The sequence below is a fragment of the Bacillus sp. 05T31 genome, assembly GCF_056396725.1.
In genome coordinates this window covers 1-2,310 of sequence record NZ_JBFTMA010000700.1, presented here as the reverse complement: position 1 = coordinate 2,310, position 2,310 = coordinate 1, and the positions used below count along the sequence as shown (strand labels likewise).

At 31.8% G+C, this 2,310-nt stretch carries 2 protein-coding genes and 1 pseudogene; all 3 read right to left on the bottom strand.

The window, feature by feature from the left end:
* Nucleotides 1-70: 70 nt before the first annotated feature.
* Nucleotides 71-784 (bottom strand): response regulator transcription factor, encoded by a 714-nt coding sequence (locus tag AC1DJR_RS26845; protein ID WP_429688213.1) that lies wholly within the window; start codon nt 782-784, stop codon nt 71-73.
* Nucleotides 785-1,141: 357 nt separating this feature from the next.
* Nucleotides 1,142-1,578: pseudogene (locus tag AC1DJR_RS26840) on the bottom strand (DDE-type integrase/transposase/recombinase); the annotation flags it as partial.
* A 249-nt stretch (nt 1,579-1,827) separates the two neighbouring features.
* Complete coding sequence (locus AC1DJR_RS26835; RefSeq protein WP_429688214.1) at nt 1,828-2,076, bottom strand: hypothetical protein; 249 nt, start codon at nt 2,074-2,076, stop codon at nt 1,828-1,830.
* Nucleotides 2,077-2,310 lie beyond the last annotated feature (234 nt).

Genomic DNA, 2,310 nt, shown 5'->3' with positions numbered 1-2,310 from the left:
CTATACCATATAGCAACTACCATAACACTCGTGCTTAATAGATTCATCAGTAACRATTGATAACGTAATTTCATGTTTCATTTCCTCCATTTGGATCAAAGCTATACCCTATTCCCCAAACTGTATGAATCCAACGGTTCTTTGTTGAATGCTTCTCTAATTTTTCACGTAAACGACTCATTAACACCGTTACTGTGTTCGTACATCCTTCATACTCAAACTCCCAAATTTGTTCAAGAAGTTGCGAACGAGAAAACACTTGTTTTGGATGGGTGGCCATTATATAAAGTACCTCAAATTCTTTATTTGTTAACTCAACTTCATGTCCACAAACAAGTACACATCTCTTCGTTGGATAAATCTCCAAATCTCGGAACTCTATTACTTCTGATACGGGTTCTTTCGTTTCTATAATTGTCTGATTTCCTCTTCTTAATATAATTTGAACCCTTAGTACTAATTCTCGAGGTGAAAACGGCTTTGTTACATAATCATCTGCTCCCATTGTTAAACCCAATATTCGATCTCTTTCTTCTCCCCTAGCGGTTAACATAATAATAGGAACATTAGATTGTTGACGAATTTCCTCACATAGTTCCCAGCCATCTTTTTTCGGCATCATCAGATCTAAAATGATTAAATCTGGTTGATATTGCTGAAATATATACCAACCCTCTGTTCCATTTACAGCTGTATATACTTCATACCCTTCCCTTTCTAAGTACCGTTTGCATATTTCTCGGATATTGTCTTCATCTTCTATTATTGCAATTCTTTTTTTCATTCGTAAAATCTCCTAGATTCTTTTATTAATAACGAAAAAATATTTCTCTTATTTACTCTCAAAGAATACGTAAGTTATTCATATAAACGTAACAGAATATTATTGCCAATTGAGAATAAAACACATTGAACGTACATCCAATAGAAATCATAATTATATACGCCAGATGGTCATTTTAACACAAGAATACTGTATGCTTAATAGTTCATCAATCCTAGAAGATTAAAAGTCCTGGTACAAACATGCTATGTTCTTGAAAAAATCATACATATCTTAAGGGGAATCAAGTTTATGCAGTAATGCCAAATAATTACTTGAATCTTTCTGATTTTGAACAGACTAGTTCCGTAAAATATTTCACTGTTTTTTCACCATATGCACCACTTCTATTCCAAACATAATGAACTTTACTGTGTAATCAGGTTTTAATCCTAACATAGAAGAAACTCGCTTTTTAATACATCAATGGGCTTATTCTACTATGTTGTTCAAGTATATGAATCGCTTGATTTGGATGCCCACTGTCATCTTGTTCTCTTTTTTCAACTCTTCTATTATTACTATTAGATAAACCGGATTCTTATAGACTGTTATAATACGAGACTTAAAAATATGAAAAGACCACAAAGCTTTCTTGAAGAAACACTTTTCAGCCCTACTGTCACTTGTTTTGGTGAGATAAAAATCAATCGTATTTCCTTTGGAATCCACGGCATAATACAGATATATCCATTGACCTTTTCTTTGATATACGTTTCATCGACTCTTTAGAAATCCTTTGTCTGCTTTAGATATTAACTACACTACTTAACACCCATACAAACTGTTAAGAATGTGAGATTTCTACATACGGAACCTGATGGTAGGATACCCCCACATAGAATCAAGTTAGGATATGGGAATTAATGGTCATTCCTTTCGTTCTCATTGAATATCCAGTTATCAATATTCCAAATTGATTAGTTAACTGATTCCAATGTATAAACACAGTTAACTCGGTAAAAAAACATTTTTATTCTAAATTAAAAATATTCTTTTAAAAACTAAATTTTACAAATAATATTTTGCCACGCTGAAACACCAGTAAGATCTGCTACAAACATGCGATCATTAGAATGCAAGTGTTTCTTTAAAATATTCATAATGTTAATACATGAATCAGTGGTTGCAACAATCCAAGTACACTCTGTGATTTTTACCCATGTTCCATAATCTTTGATAGCTTTAATAAGGTCTTCATAATTTCGTTCTGCTTTACTTAAAACGTAAGTAATAGTTTTTACATTACTCATAATTGCACTTCCTTACATCAAATATATTCTACAAAACTACCTAATCCGCTGTGGCAGGAATTATTTCCCTTCCGATCCCATTTATTTTAAATGTTTTTTCATTTTTGTTGTACTCTCTTAGCACGATTTTTTACTTTTGAAGAATTTAAAATCAATGTTCTGAAGTTCATGTTACTTTAAACATCTTTCATATCTCTTTCATAAATGTTACAAAAGTCTTTCATTAATATCGTA